We start from the raw sequence: 17,908 nt of genomic DNA on the forward strand, positions 1-17,908 counted from the left end.
AGCCGCCGGCAACGGCGACACCTTCCGCGCCCGATGGAGGCTTTTGCCATGCGACGCCGCGCGTTTTTGAAACAGACCGCCCTGGGAGCCGCCACCGGCGGGGCAGCCCTGGCGGCCCCGGTTTTCGCGCAGGATGCTCCTACGGTCTCATGGCGGCTGGCCTCCAGTTTTCCCAATGAGTCGCCGACGCTGTTCGCCGGGGCGGAGGATGTCGCCCGTTATGTGGCCGAAGTAACGGATGGGCGCTTCAGTATCGAGATATTCCCAGCCGGGGATCTGGTGCAGCCGGGCCAGGTACTGGAAGCCGTGCAGTATCGTGTGGTCGATTGCGGCCATACGGCTTCCACCCGTTATTTCGATACGGATCCGGCGCTGTGCTTCGACGCCGGCGTGCCGTTCGGACTGAACACGCGGCAGATGAACGCATGGATGACCCAGGGAGAAGGCCTGGCGCTCACGCGGGTGCTGTTCGACAAGTACAACGTCCTCAACTTTCCCTGCGGCTATACCGGCGCCCAGATGGGCGGCTGGTTCCGCGGCGAAATCAAGACGGTCGACGATCTGCGCGGGCTGAAAGTGAAGGCCGGCGGATTCGCCCGCCACGTGCTGGCGCGGCTGGGCGCCACGCCGGTCGAAGTGCCGGTCGCCGAAACCTATGCGGCGCTGGAACAGGGCATCGTGGATGCGGTGGCCTGGATCGGCCCCTATGACGACGAAAGCCTGGCTCTCTATAAAGTGGCCAGGAACTATTATTTTCCGGGTTGGTGGGCCGGCACGCTGCAGTTGTCGCTGTACGTGAACCAGGATGCCTACGACGAGCTGCCCAAGCCGTACCAGTCCGCGCTTGCGCTGGCTTGCCGCATGGCCACGGGCAATATGATCGCCAAGTACGACGCCGGCAATCCGGACGCGCTGCGCCGCCTCGTGTCTCGCGGCGCGCAGTTGAAAGCGTTTCCGAAGCCGGTCCTGCAGGCAAGCTACGAAGCGTCTCTCGCCGTCTATAAAGAGATGAGCGCAAAGGACCCGATGTTCAAGAAGCTGTATGAGAGCATGGCCGCGTTTCGCGACAAGGAAGTCCCCTGGTTCCGCATGGCCGAAGGCAGTTTCGACAACCTCGTCGCAACCCTGGGCCAGCCTGCCGCCTAGGCGCGGCGGATATACTGATTCAAACCGTCGCGCGGGGCGACGGCGTAAGTGATGAGTTCCATGCGCACACGCATCAAGATCTGCGGATTGACCCGTGAACAGGATATCGACGCCGCCGTTGCGGCGGGCGTCGATGCGATAGGTTTTGTCTTCTACCCTAAGAGCAAGCGTTGCTTGACCCCGCTGCGGGCGGCTCAGCTGCGCCGCATGGTGCCGGCTTTCGTCGACGTCGTGGCGCTGTTCGTGAATCCTTCGCAGGATGAAGTGCGAGCCGTGCTGGACCAGGTCGGACCGGAATTGCTGCAGTTCCACGGCGACGAAACGCCGCAGGACTGCGCCCACTACGGCCACCGCTTTCTGCGCGCCTTCCGCGCCGGCGCGCCGGGCCTGGAAACCGCGGAAAACCTGGCGTCCACCTGCCGCGCCTACGGCGAAGCGGCGGGCTGGCTGTTCGACAGCTACAGCGCGGGCTATGGCGGCAGCGGCCATGGCTTTGACTATGCGCTGCTCGATGAGGTCAGGGCCGATCCCATTTCGCGTCCGCTGATTCTTTCGGGCGGCTTGAACGCCGAAAATGTCGGCCAGGCCGTGCAATGGATGAAGCCTTGGGGCGTGGATGTCAGCAGTGGCGTGGAAGTCGAGCAAGGAATAAAAAGTTCTGATAGAATCTCGTTCTTCGTTGCTGCGGTGCAAGCCGCAGATTCGAAGCTGAAGAGCGAAGCAGTGCTGATGAATAAGCAGCCCTGAAAGTAGTGCAAAAGCGATTCGGAGCAGCCATGGCGCAAGCCGCTAGGCAAGGCCGCTGGCAAAGATGCCAAGCCGCTTCGAACGAAATGAAATCTGCAAAAAATCTTCCAAGACGATTTGCACAGTTCAAAAAAGCACTATATAATTCTTCTTCTTTGCAGGCGGTTAGCTCAGCTGGTTAGAGCGCCACGTTGACATCGTGGAGGTCGTTGGTTCGATTCCAATACCGCCTACCAAATTCCTGCAAAGTGCTGTACAGCACGGCAAAAAGAAAGCCGCCAAGTTACGAACTTGGCGGCTTTTTTGTTTTTCACGGCGAAGCGATGGCACCAAGCGATGGCACCGGAAGTTGGGTCCGGCGCATTACGCAAGTTAATGCGTTCCCTCGACGCCCTGAGGCCAACATGGCCGATGAGCATGGCGGGCATCGAAGGAACGGGCGATTGCGTCAATCAAAAACGTCGAACAGCACATCGGCGACGATCGCCGTGGCGACGGCTACAAGGATGAGATCGGAGCCGGCGACTCGCCATTCATAGCCGGGATAGACTGGAAGGCGGGCCAGCATGGGGCCCGGAACCATCTTCTTGGCGATCCCGGGAGGCAGGGGCTTGCCGCGGGCGAGGTTTTTCCTGATTCCCGGCGGCAGCGAGCTGTAACCGGACAACCCGTATTCTTGCGCGTAGCCTCTGGCGGTGGAGATCGTGATGCCGGCGTGGCGAAGCGTGACGTTGACGTCGCCGGAGCCGTTTCCGCCTCCTTTGGAGGAACCTCCGTTGCCGCTATTGCCCTTGCCGGAACTATTGCCCTTGCCGGAGCCATTGCCGCCGCTGTTGCCCTTGCCCTTGTTTTGCCCTTGGCCCTGGCCTGCGCTGTCGGGCTTGCCTTTTCCTTCAGGAGGGGCGGCCAGCACGGTGCCGGCCAGGAACAAACAGCAGATCGCGGCAGTGACGATTTTCTTAGCGTTGGGGTGAGTCATCATGGCTCCTACTCAGCCGAAAGTATAGTGAGCCGATTCTAGAGTTGGCCTGCTCTTTTGGTGTAGAGGCCAAACTGATAAAGATGTAAGCAGGTCCGAGGTTTGTGTCTTGCCCTGGCCGGTCGCCTCGAGGGCGGATGCGCCGCATTCCGTGTCGGACTCCCGTGAATCAGTCCTATATACTGTATAAAAACACAGTATATTTCATCCTTATGGTAATGAATTTCGGCCGCGGTTTCGGCCGATTAGGGGCGGGGCATGGCTGAGGTGGAATGGACGCAGCGGGACGAATACTACTGGCAGGGGCCGCCCGGCTGGACTATTTGCCGGGTCTTCGTGGAAGGCTCATGGCAGTACGAGCTGTGGTTCAGCCGCGGCAGCGGGGGCACGATTTACGGCATGCGCGCCTCGCTCGGGGCGGCGCAGGATCTATACGAGCAGAAGCTGCGCTAGAACGGCGGCGCTCGCGCCGCACCCGGCGTATGCTTGCAGGTCCACAACCAAAGCTGACCACCATGCCCGCACTTCCCGCGCTGTCCCTGGCCGTCAAACCCGATTGGATCGACGAGTATGGCCACATGAATGCCGCTCACTACGTGGGCGTGTTCGACCGCCATGGTTTCGAACTGCTGGGCCGCTACGGCGTCGGTTCGGACTACACCCGCCAGACGCGTTGCGGCATCTACACGATGAACATCCACGTCGCCTACCGGCGCGAGGTGCTGGCGGACGACCCGCTGGAACTGCGCCTGCGCCTGCTGGAAGCGGACGACAAGAGGCTGCTCTGCCTGATGGAACTGATACAGGCGCGCGACGGCTACCTGGCCGCGACCATGGAGCAATTGTCCCTGCACGTGGACCTGGAAACGCGCCGCGCCAAGCCGTTTCCCTCCGAGGTGGCGGCGCGGCTGGCCGGCGCCGTGCAGGATCATGCGGGGCATCCGCTGCCCGAAGGGTACCAGCGGCTACTGCCGCTCAAGCGCGCCTGAGCGGCAGTAGCTGCCCGTTCCGGTTCAGCGCATCGCAAACGATTCCCGATGCAGCCGCCAGGAGCGCGGCCTGCCGGCATGCGCGCTCAACGCGTCGCCCAGGCCCTGGGGCCCGCAGAACCAGATGTCGATCGGACCGGCCGTGCCGGCTTCCAACGCCCGCGGAGTCAGGCGCTGGCCCTGCGCGTCGCCATGCACCGTCAGCGCCACCGGCGGCTGAGCGTGTTCGCATAGCTTGCGCAAGCGCGGCAGCAAGGGATCGGTGGCGGCGTCGCGGGTGCAGTAGTGCATGTGAGCGGGGTGCTGGCCGGCGCGCGGAGGCTGGGCGCCCGGCTGGCGCGACTCGAGCAGAGAGAGGAATGGCGTTAGTCCCACGCCGCCCGCCACCCACACCTGCTGGCGGCCATGGCCGCCGTGGCCGTCGAAGCGGCCGTAGGGGCCTTCGATATCCACCGGCTGGCCTGCCTGCAGGCGTCGACCCAGATTGCGGGTGTAGTCTCCCAGCGGTTTGATGATCAGGCGTAGCAAGGACTCGCCCCGTTCGTTCGCGCCCAGGCTGCCCGGCGCGCTAGCGATGGTAAAGGGGTGCGCGCCTTCGGCGCGGTGAAAGCGCACGAATGCGAATTGGCCGGGCCGATGTCCTGGCCAGCTTGCCGGCAAGGCGCAGATCACCTCGACAGGCGCCTGCGGGCCGCCGTCGCCCAGCACGCGCACGGCCTGGATGCGGCCGGCGTGGCGGCGCGACTGACCGACCCATCCCGCCAACGACCACAAGGCCGCGACGCTGCCCAGCGCCAGCAGGCCGCCCATGAGCACGCCCAGCGGCAGAGCCCAGAAGTCCAGGGGCATCAGCGCCACCGTGTGAAGCGCCAGCGCCAGGAACAGCAGCGGCATGGCGCGATGCAGGAGCCGCCACGGCTTGTAGGACAACAGCCGGGTCAGCAGCGTAATGGCCACCATGGCCAGCAGCAGGTAGAAGGCCCATTCCCCCAGGTCCTTGGCCGTGCCCCGGAAGTCGGCAAGCCAGGGCAGCACGGCATCGCGGCCGGGTCTTCCGGCGGTTCCCCACAGCGTCTTGAGCCAGCCGCTGGATTCCTTGGCGCCCCAATGCAGAATGGCGGTGACCGCCGCGCCGACGCCGGCCCATTTGTGCAGGCGATAGACCTGGTCCATTCCGCCCAGCGGACGCTCCAGCCAAGGCAGGCGTAGCGCCAGCAGCATCGTGAGGCTCATCAGGCCGATGCTCCAAAGTCCCGAAAGATACAGGGCATGCTGGCGCAGTTGCCATCCGCCCGAAGCGGCGCCCTGCGGGTCGACGAGAGGCAGCACGCCCGGATCGGCGGGCGCGACCGCCAACCACGCCAGCGTGATGCCCAGCAGCCAGATACCCATAGCCATTTTGATACGCATGATGGTCTTCCAATGAGGTTCGCAGTGCCGGCAGCCCGCCGGACGTCGCAGACCATTCTGGAAGCGTCGCCATGAACCCATTCTGAAGGGGGCGTTCATCCGCCGTTCATGACGGCGGCTCCTCCGCCTTGGGGCGCGCGGCGGCGGCCGGGATCGCCCGCTACGGTATATTGCGGTGTTCCTTCAGATTCGGACTCGCCCTCCATGCGCCAGACCGCCAGGTCCCTTCTTCTGCTGCCCGCCCTGTGGCTGGCCGGCTGCGCGGCCGGCGGCGGTCCGGCAGCGCCAAAGGCCCGGCTCGATGAGGCGCCGATGTATGGCGGCGCGGACAGATCCGCCGCCGCCGATTTGAGGGCGGCCGACGACAAACTGATCGCCGAGGCTACGCAGTCCTATGGGTCCCGAGCGAGCGCGTCCCGGGCCTGGGTGGAGCAGGGCTACCGCTTTTACCGGGCGGATCAGCCGGGCATGGCCATGCGCCGGTTCAATCAGGCCTGGCTGCTGGATTCGAAGAATCCCGAGGTCTACGCCGGCTTTGCCGCGGTATTGCATGACGAAGGCAGGTTCTGCGACGCCATGAACATGATGGACCGGGCGCTCAGCCTGGATCCTCGGTCGTTCCGCGGGTCCTATGCGGATGCCGGCCGCACCGCCGCGCGTTGCGCCGCCGAGGACAAGACCCTGCCTCCGGAGGCGCGCGTGGCGGCGACCTTGCGTTCCGACGCGATGTTTCGCAAGGGCGAGCAAGTCGAGCCGGACAAAGGCCGCCTCTATGCCTCGTGGGCGTCCGCTTTCTATCGGCGGGGTCAGTACTCCGATGCCTGGGCCATGATCTTCAAGTCGCGCGCCGCCGGCGGCCAGCCCAGCCCGGCGTTCGTGGAACGGCTGCGCGTGAAAATGCCGGAGCCAGCGCAGCCCTGAGCGGGCCTGCCCCCCCGCAATGTCCACCACCTTCCCGATATCCCGCCGCCCATCATGATGAGAGTGCTATGGCTGTGCCTGGGCTGCCTGATGCTGGCGCTGGGCATCATCGGCGCGTTCCTGCCGGTCATGCCCACGACGATTTTCCTGATCCTGGCGGTGGCCTGCTTTTCGCGCTCGTCGCCCCGGCTGGAAAAATGGCTGCTCGATAGCCCGACCTACGGCCCCGCGTTGCGCGCCTGGCGCGACCAGGGGGCCGTGTCGGGCAAGGGCAAGACCTATGCCTGCCTGGGGATGGCGGTCGGGTATGTGCTGTTCTGGTGGGGCGCGCACCCGTCGTGGCTGCTCGCCTCCGCCGTCGGCGTTTTCTTCCTGGCCAGCGCCGCCTACGTGCTTACGCGGCCGGCGCCGCGCGAGCCGGGCCCAGGCGGCAGGGGTGACCGGGAATAGGCGCCCGCGGCCTCGCGTTCAATGCGAGTGCCTGGGATCGCCGCGGGTTTCCACGACCTTCAGGTAGAGCGTGGCGGGCTCCAGACAGCCTCCGGTCGCAAGCTGGCCGACCATCCGCCGATACAGTTCCTGCCAGGGCGTCTGCGATTGGGGCGCCTGATAGCCGGGCTCCTGCCTGCGTTTCTCCATTTCCGTTTCGTCCACCAGCGCGGTGACCGTGCGCTGGTTCAGGTCGACTCGGATGCGGTCGCCGGTGCGCAGCAGCGCCAGGCCGCCTCCCACCGCGGCCTCCGGCGACATGTTCAGGATGGAGGGGCTTGCCGACGTGCCGCTCTGCCGGCCATCGCCCATGCAGGGCAAGGAATCGATGCCGCGTTTGAGCAGATAGGATGGCGGAGCCATGTTCACCACTTCCGCGCTGCCCGGGTAGCCGACATCGCCGGCGCCGCGGATGATCAGGATGCAGCGCTCGTCGATGTTCAGCGCCGGATCCTCGATGCGGGCATGGTAGTCCTCGGGGCCTTCGAACACGATGGCGCGCGCTTCGAAGGCGTTTTCGGAGCCGGGTTCGGAGAGATAGGCGCGGCGGAACGCATCGCCCACGACCGACATCTTGATGATCGCGCTGTCGAAGAAATTGCCCGACAGGACGATGAACCCCGCCCGGTGCTTCAGCGGCGCGTCGCAACTGCGGATGACCTCCGCGTCGTGGGGGCGGGCCGCGGCCGCGATCTCGCCGATCGTCTGGCCGGACACGGTGGGGCAATCGGCATGGAGGCGTCCGGCGGCGGCCAGCTCATGAAGCACGGCGGGGACGCCGCCCGCGCGGTGGAAGCTCTCGCCCAGATACTCGCCGGCCGGCACGCAATTGACCAGCAGCGGCACGTCTTCGCCCAGCCGCTGCCAGTCGGCCAGGCTCAGGTCGACGCCCATATGCCGGGCGATGGCGATGAGGTGCGGCGGGCAATTGCTGGAGGCGCCGAGCGCGGAAGCCACCACGATGGCGTTTTCGAACGCCTGCCGGGTCAGGATATGGCTGGGCCGCAAGTCCGCGCGGACCATGTCGCAGATGCGCATGCCGGTGGCGTAGGCCATCTGGCCGCGCTCCCGGTAGGGGGCCGGAATGCTCGCGCACGTGGGCAGCGACATGCCCAGCGCTTCGGCCAGCGAATTCATCGACAGCGCCGTGCCCATGGTGTTGCAGTGCCCGATGGACGGGGACGATGCCGTGGCCAGGGTCATGAAGCCTTCGTAGTCCAGCTTGCCCGCGGCCATGAGGTTGCGGGCGTGCCAGATGATGGTGCCCGAGCCCACGCGCTTGCCTTCGTGCCAGCCGTCGAGCATCGGCCCGCCCGAAAGCACGATGGCGGGAATATCGACGGTGGCCGCGGCCATGAGGCAGGCGGGAGTGGTCTTGTCGCAGCCCGTGGTCAGCACCACGCCGTCCAGCGGATAGCCATGCAGGATCTCGACCAGGCCCAGATAGGCCAGATTGCGATCCAGCGCGGCGGTGGGCCGCCGCCCCTGCTCGGCCAGCGGGTGCACGGGAAACTCCATCGGGATGCCGCCCGCGTCCCGGATGCCCGCCTTGATGCGTTCAGCCAGCGCGATGTGGTGGCGGTTGCAGGGCACCAGGTCGCTGCCCGTCTGGGCGATGCCGATGATGGGCCGTCCCGATTGCAGTTCCTGCCGCGTCAGACCGTAGTTGAGATAGCGTTCGACATAGATGGCGGTCATGTCGGCGTGCGCCGGGTCGTCGAACCATTTCTGGCTGCGCAGCCTGCGGGGAGTCTGTGGCATGGGAACCTCCGCTTGCGCCCGTTGCGTGACGGCCCGGCCGCTTCCGCTACGCGCGCTTGAGTTCGATTTCGACGAATACGAATTCGGTATCGCCGGGATTGATGACATTGTGCTCCACTCCCACGGGGCGGTAATAGGCCACCCCGGTGGTGAGCTGGCTGGTGACCTCGCCGTTGGGGGTTTCCAGCAGCAGCGGGCCGGTGGTCTGCGGGACGACGACGTAGTTCATGCCATGGCGATGCCATCCCGTTTCCCCGCCGGGCGGGAAGCGCCATTCGGTGACGGTGACCTGCTCATTGTCGATCTGCACGGTCGGTATGGCTGCGGGGCGTTGCATGGGTGGTTCTCCTTGGGGATGAAGGGTGAAAGCGCGAAAAACCGTTTCAGGCTGCCTGCGCCCGGGAAGGATCCCAGTGCTGGCCTGGCACGGCGGCGATCAACTGCCGGGTATAGGCATGCCGAGGGTTGTCGAAGATCTGGGCGGGCGAGCCGTACTCGACCACCTTGCCGCGGTGCATGACAAGCACGGCATTGCAGATCTGGGCGGCCACGCGCAGGTCATGGGTAATGAATACCAGCGCAATCTTCAGGCGTTGCTGCAGATCGTGCAATAGTTGCAGCACCTGGGCCTGCACGGAGACGTCCAGCGCCGATACCGATTCGTCGGCCACCAGCACCTTGGGCTCCAGCGCGAGCGCCCGGGCGATGCCGATACGCTGGCGCTGCCCGCCGGAGAACTGGTTGGGATAGCGATCGAAGGCGGATGGATCCAATCCCACGAGCGATAGCAACTCGCGTGCGCGAGCCTCGGCCTGGGCGCGCGGCACGCCATTGGCGACCGGGCCGTCGCTGATGATGCGGCCCACGGTATGGCGCGGGTTGAGCGAGGCATAGGGATCCTGGAAGATCATCTGGATGTCGTGGCGAAGCGGCCGGAAGCGCGCTTCCGGCATGGAAGCGATGTCCTGGCCGTTGAAGACGAGCTGGCCGCCGTCGATGCCCACCAGCTTGAGCAGGCATTTGCCGATCGTGGATTTGCCGGAGCCGGATTCGCCCACGATGCCCAGCGTCTCTCCGCGCCGCACGCTGAAACTGACGTCATCCACCGCGTGCACTTCGCGCTTGCCGCGCAGCCAGCCCCGTCCGACGACGTAGGTCTTCTTCAGGTTCCTGACGTCCAGCACGGGCCGGTCGCCTTCGGCCGGCGCGCGTTCGTCGCCGCGTCGGTGCGGCACGGCGGCGATCAGCCGCTGCGTATAGGGATGGCGCGGCCGGTTCAGCACCTCGTCCGCCGGCCCCTGTTCCACCAGGATGCCTTTTTCCATGACCGCCACCCGATGCGCGATCTCGGCCACGACTCCGAAATCATGGGTCACGAACATCACGCCCATGCCTTTTTCCTTCTGGATGCGGGCGATCAGCGCCAGGATCTGCGCCTGGGTCGTGACGTCCAGCGCCGTCGTGGGCTCGTCGGCGATCAGCAGCGCGGGCTCCAGCGCCAGGGCCATGGCGATCATGACGCGCTGGCGCTGTCCGCCCGACAGGCGGAACGGATATACGTGGTAGAGGGTGGCCGGATCGGGCAGGCCGACGAAGGCCAGCATCTCCAGCGCGCGCGCCACGCGCTGTGCGCCGGGATAGGCATTGTGCACGCGCATCACTTCGCTGATCTGTTCGCCCACCGTCATCAGCGGGTTCAGCGCCGAGAGCGGTTCCTGGAAGATCATCGCCATGTCCTTGCCGCGCATGGCCTGCAGGGCCGTTTCGTCCTGCCGCAGCAAGTCCTGGCCGCGGAACAGGATACGGCCTTGCTGCGGCGCGAGGTAGTCGGGCAGGAGGCCCATGATGGCGTTTGCGCTCATGGACTTGCCCGAGCCCGATTCGCCGACGATGCACAGGATCTCGCCGGACCGGATGTCATACGAGACGTCCTGCACGGCGTAGGCGCGGTCTCCGCCGCGGGGCAGGGCGATGCTGAGGTTCTGGACGGACAGCAAAGGCGTGGGTTCGGTCATGTCGTCATCCTAAGGCCTGTTCGCATGAAAGTAGGCAGGGCGCGGGCCCTAGTCGCCGCGCTTGCGCAGCTGCGGATTGAGCGCATCGTTCAGGCCCTCGCCGATCAGGTTGATGGCCAGCACTGTCAGCAGGATGGCCACGCCAGGCCAGACGCTCATCCACCACGCCTCGCGGATCATGGTGCGCGCGGCGCCGATCATGAAGCCCCAGCTCATCAGGTTGCGGTCGCCCAGGCCCAGGAAGGACAGCGCCGATTCGGTCAGGATCGCGGTCGCCACCATGAAAGAAGCGGACACGATGATGGGCGACATGGCGTTGGGCAGGATCTGGGTGCCGACGATGCGGGCCGGCGTCTGTCCGATCACGATGGCGGCCTGCACGAACTCGCGCTGCTTGAGCGTCATGAATTCCGATCGCACCAGGCGCGCGGCCGGCGGCCACGACACGATGGCGATGGCGCCCATGATCGAATAGATCGAGGGGCTCAGGATGGCCACCAGCACGACGGCCATCGCCAGCTGCGGGATGGTCTGGAAGAACTCGGTGAAGCGCATCAGCGCATCGTCCACGCGGCCGCCGCAGTAGCCTGCGATCGAGCCCACCAGAATGCCGAAGACCAGGGCCACGGCGGTCGAGAGCAAGCCCACCATCAACGATACGCGGGCGCCCCAGACCAGGCCCGCCGTGATGTCGCGGCCCAGCATGTCGGTGCCGAAAGGGTAGTCGGCATTGGTGAACGGCGGGATCAGCGGATCGGCCACCATCATCCATGGCGACTCTTCGTACAGCAGCGGCGCGGCCAGGGCGACGACGACCACGATCAAAATGATGATCAGGCCGGCCACCGCGCCATAGTTGCGCATATAGCGTCGGGCGAAAGCCTTCATGCGGCGGCTCCTTGCTGTGCGCCCGCGGCGATGCGCGGGTCGATGAGGCGGTACAGCACGTCGGTCAGCAGGTTGAACGCCACCACCATGATGGACGTGACCAGGAAGATGCCCAGGAGCAATTGGTAGTCGCGCTGCAGCAGCGCGTCGAACATCAGCCGGCCGATGCCGGGCCATGCGAAGACGGTTTCGGTCAGCACGGCCCCGCCCGCCATCTGGCCGAGCTGGATGCCGGCGAACGTGATGACCGGCAAAAGGGCATTGCGCAGCACGTGGGCGCGGATGACGCGGCCCGGGCTCACTCCCTTGGCGCGGGCCGTCTTGACGAAGTCCATGCCTATCACTTCCAGCATCGACGCTCGGGTCAAGCGCACGTACACGGCCATGAAGAAGCAGCCCAGCGTTACCGTCGGCAGGATGAGGTGCAGCGCGATGTCGCCGGCGCGGGCCCATCCGGACAGCCCGGCGCCCACGGTTTCCATGCCGAAGGCCGGCAGCCAGCCCAGCACCACCGAGAACAGCAGAATGCCCATCAGCGACAGCCAGAAGAGCGGCGTGGCATAGAGCAGCAGCGCGCCCGTCATGACCGAGCTGTCGATCCAGCGGCGCTTGTTGCGGTAGCGCGCCTTGGCCGCCACCACGCCCAGGAACACGCCCAGCAGGATGGAGAACACAAAGGCGCAGGACATGAGCAGGAAGGTGGCGGGCAGGCGCTCCACGATGAGGTCCAGGACCGGCACGTGGTTGCGATACGAGAACCCCAGGTCCAGCTGGACCACGCCCTTCAGGTACAGCAGCAGCTGGGTCATGATGGGCTTGTCCAGCCCGAAGGCCACCCGCAGCTGTTCGACGTAGGCGGCGTCGCCGGCCCCCGCCTGTCCCGCCAGGACGGCGGCGGGATCGCCGGGCGCCAGGCGGATCAGGAAGAAATTGATGATCACCACGCCCAGCACGACCACCAGGGCCTTGCCGATGCGGGACAAGAGGAAAGACAGGAATTTCATGCGTGGGGCTCCTCCGTGAACGGGCGGGGCGTGCGTCCGTCGCGCGGCCGCGGGATGCGCCGCCGCGGCAGCCGTCCGCGGCGGCGCACGGCGGCGCTTACTTCTCGATGTACACGTCGTCGAAGGTGTCGTTCAGGCCGATCGCGGTCTTGACGAGGTTCTTCACGTTCGAGCGATACAGCGTCGGGAATTCCATGTCCACCAGGAAACCGTTCGCGATCTCGTTGACCAGCGTGGTCTGCAGCTTGGTATAGATCTCCTGGCGCTTGGCGGGATCCACTTCCGAGGCGGCCGCCTCCCAGAGCTTGTCGGTCTCGGGATTGCTGTAGCCCTGCACGTTGGCGAACGGAGAACCCTTGACGATGTTCGACGTAACGTAGAGCCGCTGCACGCCCAGCGCGGGATCGCCGTACTGGTATGTGTAGGTGGTCGTCATGTCGAAGTCCCAGTTGCCGGTGCGGCTGGCCCAACCCCCGGCGTCGGTGGACTCCACGTTCACCTTGAAGCCGAGCTGTTCGAGCGCCTGCTTGGTGTATTCGCCCAGCCGGTCCCAGGTGGACCCATAGGGGAAGCTCAACTGGCGGATCGTGTAGTCCTCGGGCTTGATTCCGGATTCCTTGATCAGCGCGCGCGCCTTCTTCATGTCGAACGGCAGCGGGGGCATGTTCTTGTCGTAGAACATCTCGGAGGGGACGAAGGGGCTGGTGGATACCTTGCCCAGGCCGAAGAAGATGTTGTTGACCACCATGTTGCGGTTGATCGCGGCCATCACGGCCTGGCGCACTTTCAGATTGTCGAAGGGCGGCTTGCGCATGTTGAAGATCAGGTACGCCTGGGGCGAGAACATCTCCCATCCGGACGTGGTGTACTCCACCTTGGGCAGGGCGCGCAGGCGCTTGATGTCGACGTTGTCCACGTCGCCGCCGCGCAGCACGTCCACGCTGCCGCGCTCGAAGGCCACGGCGCGGGAGGCCGCGTCGGGGATCACATTGAAGACAAGCTCGTCCAGGTAGGGCTTGCCCGGCTTCCAATAGTCAGGATTGCGCGTCAGCTTGATGTATTCGCCGCGCTTCCATTCCTTGAACATGAAGGGGCCCGTGCCCACCGGTTTCTGGTTGGCCGGGTTGGTCATGTAGTCGGTGCCGGCATAGAGATGCTTGGGCATGATGGGGGCAAAGCCCGGCTCGAACATCAGCATGAAGGCGGGGAAGGGCGACTTCAGCTTCACGACGACCGTTTTCGCGTCCGGCGCCTGCACCGAATCCACGAACTTGTTCAGAATCACGCGTGCGCGGGCGTGGGTCTTGGGCAGCATGTCCGCCAGCGAGAACACCACGTCTTCGGAGGAGAAGGGCTTGCCGTCATGCCACTTGACGTTCTCCTGCAGGTGGAAGGTATAGGTCAGGCCGTCCGGCGAGGCCTCCCAGGATTTGGCGAGGCCTGGCTGGGGCTTCAGGTCGGTGGAATAGGTCAGCAGGCTTTCATAGATCTTGCCCGCCACGAATTGCGTGGGCCCCTGCTGGTTGATGGCGGTGACGATCACGGGCGGCTCGGGCTGGACGATCATGTTCAGGGTGCCGCCCTTGGTCTGGGCCAGGGCCTGCGTGGCGGGCAGCGCGGCCGCAAGGACCAGGGCGCCGAGCTTCAAGGAGAACCATTTTTGCGATTTCACTGCGAGCCTCCGGGCTTGAAAGGGTGTGACAGGTGTCTGCCGGTGCGGGGCGGATGCCCTGTCCGGCAAGCAAACTGCATGCCACCTGCGTTTTCAGGGGTACTACGGGTGGAGCCGCTACAACAATGCTTCGTCGGGGTGCTCTTCAACGCGCCATGCACCATGGCGGCGAAACCGGCGGTGCGCGGCAGGCGCAATCGATAAGTCGCTGTGGCATGGCGGTGACCTCATGGAATGAATGGGCGCTACCGGTGATGAGGGTTGTCGTCGCCGAAGTCTTCGCGCAGGCGCGCCAGGATGCCGAGCAGGTGCGCGTGCATGGCGTGGCGCGCCCGGATCGGATCGCGCGCCTGGATCGCGACCAGGATGCGTTGATGCTCGGCGTGGGCCGCCGCCCAGACCTTGGTGTTGACGAAATAATCCTGCATGCGGCTGTATACGGAGCTCGCCTGCGTCAATTCCCACAGCCGGGCTACCGCCGCCGCCACGGCGGCATTGCCGCAGCCCGCGGCGATGGCATTGTGGAAGTCGCGGTCGTGCCGGCCCGGGGAGTCCGTCAGCGACATGCCTTCGTGGGCGTCGCGGATGGCCGCGATCTGCGCCGGGGAGGCCTGCTGCGCAGCCATGCCCGCGCACTCGGGTTCGATCAGCATGCGGGCCTCCAGCAGGTCGAACGGGCCGATGTCGTCATGCTCCTGTTCGACGCCTGCGCACGCTCCGGAGGCCGCGGGGAAGCCGGCGCCTTCCCGGGTGACGAAAACTCCGGTGCCGACGCGCACTTCCACATAACCTTCGATTTCGAGCGCGATCAGGGCTTCGCGGATGGACGCGCGGCTGACCTGGAGCTGCTCTGCCAATTCCCTTTCGGACGGCAGCCTGCCGCCGCGGGGAAATTCGCCCGCCCGGATGCGACCGGCGATCTGGTCGGCGATCACGCGATACAGGCGGGTGATGGCTACGGCTTGGAAGGTGCTCATCTGTCGGGGTAGCGAGAACGCATGCCAGTGGTCAGGCCACCAATATAGGCATCCCCTCATTGAATAAAAAGGGGAATTTCACGTTTCAAGGGAAAACGATCACAGGGATTCCACCTCTTTCGCGGCGGTGGTCAGGCCAGCTAGGGCCGGTGTGATCCCGATGGAGGGAAGCAGGAATGGAAGGTGGGCGCGCGCCTGGACGGCTGCGCCCGGGGATGGCTACTGCGGCTCGCCGTCAGGTTCCGGCGTCTGGGTGAAAGCGCGGACCAGGCGGGCGATGCCGTCCAGTTCGTCGTGCGCGCCGGCCACCCATTCGGGGGTGTCGAAGGGACTGTCCGACGGGGTGTCGTCCAGGCTGGCTTTCAGGTCGTTGAGCAGCTCCAGCGCCATGCCGGTGGCTTGCGGGCTGCTGCGGGTGGACAGGGCGATGGCGATCGCCAAGGCCTGGCGCATGGCCAGCAAGCGGCCATCCAGTTCAGTGCCCATTGTGGTTTCCTCGTCGTGTGGCTTGAATGGGCTCATTTTACGGGCCAAGGTTTGCGCAAGATCAAATGGGGGCGGCCGGCACAGGCGAATAATCCAAGGTATGCAAGCCGCTCTACGTCCTCTACCGTCAGACCCCCAGGCGCCCGCGGTCGCCAAGCCCCTTTTTCCGCCCCAGCTGCTGGCCAGGCTGGACAAGAACGGGCCCAGATACACCTCCTATCCCACCGCGGACCGCTACCACGCCGGCTTTGGCGAACTGGACTACCGGCTGGCGCTGAGGCAGCGGCGCGCGACGAGTCCCGACGAACCCCTGTCGCTCTATGTGCACATTCCCTTCTGCGAATCGGTCTGTTATTACTGCGCCTGTAACAAGGTAGTGACCCGCCAGCACGGCCGGGCTGCCCGCTATCTGGACGCGCTCGCCGCCGAGATCCGCCTGCACGCGCAGGAACTGGGCGAGGGCGTGCCGGTTTCTCAACTGCATTTCGGCGGCGGCACGCCCACTTTCCTGTCCGACGCCGAGCTGGACCGGCTGATGGCGGACCTGCGCCGCGCATTCCGTTTTCAGCCCGACGCGGAACTGTCCATCGAGGTGGATCCGCGCACGGCGACGCCCGAACGCCTGGCCCACCTGCGCAAGCTGGGCTTTAACCGCCTGAGTTTCGGCGTCCAGGATTTCGATGCGCGCGTGCAGGTCGCGGTACATCGCGTGCAGTCGTTCGAGGACGTGCAGGCATTGGTGCGCAGCGCCCGGGAACTGGACTACGCTTCGGTCAACGTGGACCTGATCTACGGCCTGCCCTTGCAGACCACGGAATCCTTCGCGCGCACCATCGAACAGGTCATCGAGCTGCGGCCGGACCGCATCGCGCTGTACGCGTATGCCCACCTTCCCACGCGCTTCAAGCCTCAGCGCCGCATCAACGAGGCCGATCTGCCGGAACGCGCCACGCGGGTCGGCCTGCTGAGCGCCGCGATCGACGGCTTCCTGAAGCAGGGTTACACCTACATCGGCATGGATCATTTCGCCCTGGATTCCGATTCACTGGCGATCGCCAAGCAGCGCGGCGAACTGCATCGCAACTTCCAGGGCTACAGCACCCAGCCCGACCGCGATCTGGTTGCGCTGGGCGTCTCGGCCATCGGGCGGATCGGCGATACCTACAGCCAGAACGCAAAGGTGCTGGATGAGTACTATGCCGCCATCGAGGCGGGGCGTTTCGCCGTGGAAAGAGGGCTGGCGCTGAGTTCGGACGACCTGGTGCGGCGCGAGGTCATCATGGACGTCATGTGCCAGGGCCGGGTGGATTTCGAGCGGATCGAGGCGCGGCACAAGCTGCGGTTTGGCGAGTATTTCGGCGCAGAGCTGCTGCAGATGGCCGACCTGGCCGAACTCGGCCTGGTGGACCTGCGGCCGGGAGAGCTGCAGGTGACCGACCTGGGCTGGTACTTCGTGCGTGCCGTCGCGATGGCGTTCGACGGCTATCTGCAGTCTGCGGCCAGCGGCGCCAGCTACTCCCGCATCATCTAGGGCGGCGGCGCACCGGGGCAGCAGCCCGCCGTCATGCAAGCGCGAACTTTTCGCGCAGGTACAGCGCCAGCGACAGATCGTCGGAAAGCTGCAGCTTGCGCATGGCGCAGCGCTTGTGCGTGCTTATCGTCTTCTTGCTGCGCACGAGCCGCGCCGCGATCTGGGTGACGGAAAGGCCCTGGCTGATGTGGCGCAGTACCTCCACTTCCGAGGCGGTGAGCGTTTCGTGCGGCGCGGTGGGCTCCTGGGCGTGGATCCGGCCCTCGCGCACCGATAGGAACTTGTGCCTGCCGCTCAGCACGCCGCGGATCATTTCCGGCAGCAGGCCCATGCCCCATTGCTTGGCCAGGTATCCGTTCGCGCCCGCGCGGAAGGCGGCGTATTGGGTTTCCTGGCGGTTGCCGGCCGAGAACGTGATGATCGCCATGTTGGGGTGATAGCGGCGCAGGCGCCGCAGGTAGCTCACCCCGTCCCAGGGCTCCTGGGGCAGGTAGAAATCCACCAGCGCCACGTCGCAGGGGGAATGGGACAGCTTTTCCAGCAGGCCCCGCGAGGAGGTCTCCCGGTGCAGGACCCGGAAGCCGGGCCGGCTTTCCAGGTAGGCGCCGACGCCCACCGCGATCACGGGATGGTCGTCCAGGATGGCCACCTTGACGACGGGCGGCAGGCGCGACAGAAGCAGGTGCTGGCGCGCGCCCTGAGGGTTGCCCGCATCGTTGCGTGCGGGATGGGAAGAAGGAAGCGCTGCGGGGTTGCGCGCTGGGACATGTTTCATCTGTGCTTCCACGATCGGGTTGGAGGCGGAGCCGGCGGCCGGCTTCGCGCTGAGTTCGCCAACAGTCCTAGAATTCGAGTGGGCAGATTACGGTTTCGCCTGGCCATTCGCACCGGAA

The 17,908-nt window shown here is 65.6% G+C and carries 18 protein-coding genes and 1 tRNA gene; 8 read left to right on the forward strand and 11 right to left on the reverse strand.

Translation table 11 applies throughout. The annotated features are described in order from the left end of the window. Positions 1 to 48: 48 nt before the first annotated feature. The 3 genes from ACN6PJ_RS15460 (at position 49) to ACN6PJ_RS15470 (ending at position 2,129) form a co-directional block, all read left to right on the forward strand. Entirely contained in the window at positions 49 to 1,146 is a 1,098-nt protein-coding gene (locus ACN6PJ_RS15460; RefSeq protein ID WP_427996741.1) for a TRAP transporter substrate-binding protein, read from the forward strand. 60 nt (positions 1,147 to 1,206) lie between these two features. Next, positions 1,207 to 1,893 (forward strand): phosphoribosylanthranilate isomerase, encoded by a 687-nt coding sequence (locus ACN6PJ_RS15465; protein ID WP_427996742.1) that lies wholly within the window; start codon positions 1,207 to 1,209, stop codon positions 1,891 to 1,893. Positions 1,894 to 2,052: 159 nt separating this feature from the next. After that, a tRNA-Val gene (locus ACN6PJ_RS15470) sits at positions 2,053 to 2,129 on the forward strand. 212 nt (positions 2,130 to 2,341) lie between these two features. Here ACN6PJ_RS15470 and ACN6PJ_RS15475 read toward each other — a convergent pair. Beyond that, a complete protein-coding gene (locus ACN6PJ_RS15475) occupies positions 2,342 to 2,875 on the reverse strand; it encodes an anti-virulence regulator CigR family protein (protein WP_427996743.1) in 534 nt (177 codons plus the stop codon). A 255-nt stretch (positions 2,876 to 3,130) separates the two neighbouring features. Between ACN6PJ_RS15475 and ACN6PJ_RS15480 the strand changes: the two genes are divergently transcribed. Both ACN6PJ_RS15480 and ACN6PJ_RS15485 read left to right on the forward strand, forming a co-directional pair. Next, positions 3,131 to 3,325 (forward strand): hypothetical protein, encoded by a 195-nt coding sequence (locus ACN6PJ_RS15480; RefSeq protein ID WP_427996744.1) that lies wholly within the window; start codon positions 3,131 to 3,133, stop codon positions 3,323 to 3,325. 62 nt (positions 3,326 to 3,387) lie between these two features. Beyond that, complete coding sequence (locus ACN6PJ_RS15485) at positions 3,388 to 3,861, forward strand: thioesterase family protein (RefSeq protein WP_427996745.1); 474 nt, start codon at positions 3,388 to 3,390, stop codon at positions 3,859 to 3,861. Between the two features lie 24 nt (positions 3,862 to 3,885). Here ACN6PJ_RS15485 and ACN6PJ_RS15490 read toward each other — a convergent pair whose 3' ends face one another. Further along, positions 3,886 to 5,271: a ferredoxin reductase family protein gene (locus tag ACN6PJ_RS15490; protein ID WP_427996746.1), complete on the reverse strand. Its 1,386-nt coding sequence runs from the start codon at positions 5,269 to 5,271 to the stop codon at positions 3,886 to 3,888. Positions 5,272 to 5,475: 204 nt separating this feature from the next. On the opposite strand from ACN6PJ_RS15490, the gene ACN6PJ_RS15495 reads away from it, so the two are divergent. Further along, on the forward strand, positions 5,476 to 6,192 hold the full coding sequence (locus ACN6PJ_RS15495) for a hypothetical protein (protein ID WP_427996747.1): 717 nt from the start codon (positions 5,476 to 5,478) through the stop codon (positions 6,190 to 6,192). Between the two features lie 54 nt (positions 6,193 to 6,246). Beyond that, positions 6,247 to 6,642, forward strand: a complete 396-nt coding sequence (locus tag ACN6PJ_RS15500; protein WP_427996748.1) for a YbaN family protein — start codon at positions 6,247 to 6,249, stop codon at positions 6,640 to 6,642. A gap of 18 nt (positions 6,643 to 6,660) precedes the next feature. On the opposite strand, the gene ACN6PJ_RS15505 is transcribed toward ACN6PJ_RS15500, so the two are convergent. From ACN6PJ_RS15505 to ACN6PJ_RS15540, 8 genes are all read right to left on the reverse strand, one after another. Further along, positions 6,661 to 8,442 (reverse strand): IlvD/Edd family dehydratase, encoded by a 1,782-nt coding sequence (locus ACN6PJ_RS15505; RefSeq protein ID WP_427996749.1) that lies wholly within the window; start codon positions 8,440 to 8,442, stop codon positions 6,661 to 6,663. A 46-nt stretch (positions 8,443 to 8,488) separates the two neighbouring features. Beyond that, the gene (locus ACN6PJ_RS15510) at positions 8,489 to 8,779 is read right to left on the reverse strand and encodes a cupin domain-containing protein (RefSeq protein ID WP_043545202.1); all 291 of its coding nucleotides are present in this window, start codon (positions 8,777 to 8,779) and stop codon (positions 8,489 to 8,491) included. 46 nt (positions 8,780 to 8,825) lie between these two features. Continuing rightward, positions 8,826 to 10,457, reverse strand: coding sequence for an ABC transporter ATP-binding protein (locus ACN6PJ_RS15515; RefSeq protein ID WP_427996750.1), 1,632 nt, complete (start codon positions 10,455 to 10,457; stop codon positions 8,826 to 8,828). Between the two features lie 48 nt (positions 10,458 to 10,505). Further along, positions 10,506 to 11,345 (reverse strand): ABC transporter permease, encoded by an 840-nt coding sequence (locus ACN6PJ_RS15520; protein WP_427996751.1) that lies wholly within the window; start codon positions 11,343 to 11,345, stop codon positions 10,506 to 10,508. Continuing rightward, complete coding sequence (locus tag ACN6PJ_RS15525) at positions 11,342 to 12,349, reverse strand: ABC transporter permease (protein ID WP_427996752.1); 1,008 nt, start codon at positions 12,347 to 12,349, stop codon at positions 11,342 to 11,344. Before ACN6PJ_RS15525 ends, ACN6PJ_RS15520 begins: the two co-directional genes overlap by 4 nt. A 97-nt stretch (positions 12,350 to 12,446) precedes the next feature. After that, positions 12,447 to 14,021 (reverse strand): ABC transporter substrate-binding protein, encoded by a 1,575-nt coding sequence (locus tag ACN6PJ_RS15530; protein WP_427996753.1) that lies wholly within the window; start codon positions 14,019 to 14,021, stop codon positions 12,447 to 12,449. Between the two features lie 245 nt (positions 14,022 to 14,266). After that, complete coding sequence (locus tag ACN6PJ_RS15535) at positions 14,267 to 14,998, reverse strand: FadR/GntR family transcriptional regulator (RefSeq protein WP_427996754.1); 732 nt, start codon at positions 14,996 to 14,998, stop codon at positions 14,267 to 14,269. A 219-nt stretch (positions 14,999 to 15,217) separates the two neighbouring features. After that, positions 15,218 to 15,484, reverse strand: coding sequence for a hypothetical protein (locus tag ACN6PJ_RS15540; protein ID WP_427996755.1), 267 nt, complete (start codon positions 15,482 to 15,484; stop codon positions 15,218 to 15,220). 100 nt (positions 15,485 to 15,584) lie between these two features. Here ACN6PJ_RS15540 and hemN point away from each other — a divergent pair, with 100 nt between their 5' ends. Beyond that, positions 15,585 to 17,015, forward strand: a complete 1,431-nt coding sequence (gene hemN, locus ACN6PJ_RS15545; protein WP_427996756.1) for an oxygen-independent coproporphyrinogen III oxidase — start codon at positions 15,585 to 15,587, stop codon at positions 17,013 to 17,015. 31 nt (positions 17,016 to 17,046) lie between these two features. On the opposite strand, the gene ACN6PJ_RS15550 is transcribed toward hemN, so the two are convergent. Continuing rightward, positions 17,047 to 17,790 (reverse strand): response regulator, encoded by a 744-nt coding sequence (locus ACN6PJ_RS15550; RefSeq protein WP_427996757.1) that lies wholly within the window; start codon positions 17,788 to 17,790, stop codon positions 17,047 to 17,049. Positions 17,791 to 17,908 lie beyond the last annotated feature (118 nt).

The sequence above is a fragment of the Achromobacter sp. genome, assembly GCF_050285585.1.
In the GTDB taxonomy this organism is placed as follows: domain Bacteria; phylum Pseudomonadota; class Gammaproteobacteria; order Burkholderiales; family Burkholderiaceae_B; genus Achromobacter.